We start from the raw sequence: 1,130 nt of genomic DNA on the forward strand, positions 1-1,130 counted from the left end.
GCTCGCTTCTGGTGCTGCTGGCGGATTGGCTGCGGCCTTTAATGCACCGCTTGCGGGGATCATGTTCGTAGTTGAGGAAATGCGACCTCAGTTTCGCTACTCGCTCATCTCGATTCGTGCCGTGATCATTTCTGCCATTATGGCGAACATTGTGTTCCGCGCCATCAATGGTCAAGACGCCGTAATCACCATGCCGCAATATCAATCCCCAGCGCTACAAACGTTGTGGTTGTTCCTATTACTTGGCGCACTGTTTGGCGTGTTTGGCGTGATTTTCAACAAACTGATTACAGTGGCGCAAGACAGCTTTGTTGCTATTCATAAAAACGACCGTAAACGTTACCTGATCACGGGCTCTATTTTGGGCGGCGTATTTGGCCTGCTGTTGCTTTACGTACCTCAATTAACGGGCGGGGGTATTGCACTTATTCCCGATGTCACAACAGGTAACTACTCAATCTCTATTTTAGTGCTGCTGTTTATTGGTCGCGTGGTCACAACTTTGCTTTGCTTTGGCTCTGGCGCACCAGGCGGTATTTTCGCGCCAATGCTCGCGCTGGGCACATTGTTTGGATACGCATTTGGCGCAAGCGCAGATGTTCTGTTGCCAACGCTTGATATAGAACCTGGCGTCTTTGCGATTGCAGGAATGGGAGCGCTGTTCGCTGCGACAGTTCGCGCGCCTATCACTGGTATTTTGTTAGTGATCGAAATGACCAACAACTACTATCTGATTCTTCCGCTAATCATTACTTGTCTAGGAGCGGTGATTGTCGCACAGTTGCTTGGTGGACAACCTATTTACAGCCAGTTGCTGCATCGTACGCTTAAAAATGACAAGCTACGTCAACAAGATCTCCCTGAAAATCAGGCCTCCTAGGCAACTTAAAGCACTCAGGCTCCAAACCTACTTGTAAATATCACGAATGTTTGGAGCCTGCATTTCTATAATTTTGCAACAGTTCGCAAATATTCGATACCAAACTCACAAAATTCTCATTCTCTGATATTTACCCATCATGTTTAGGCGTCATCGCCTGTTAAACTTGTTAATATTCGCGCCATAAAATAGAGCAATTGTTCCACTCAAATCCGCCCACTACAGGCCAAAATGAGTCAACAATTGCGCA

At 47.1% G+C, this 1,130-nt stretch carries 1 protein-coding gene; it reads left to right on the forward strand.

Annotated features, from left to right (window positions below):
* Window positions 1-880 (forward strand): H(+)/Cl(-) exchange transporter ClcA (clcA, locus tag R8O11_RS25050; RefSeq protein ID WP_318194587.1); only part of this gene is annotated, 880 nt, incomplete at its 5' end.
* Window positions 881-1,130: the final 250 nt, after the last annotated feature.

The sequence above is a fragment of the Vibrio sp. 1288 genome (assembly GCF_033344475.1).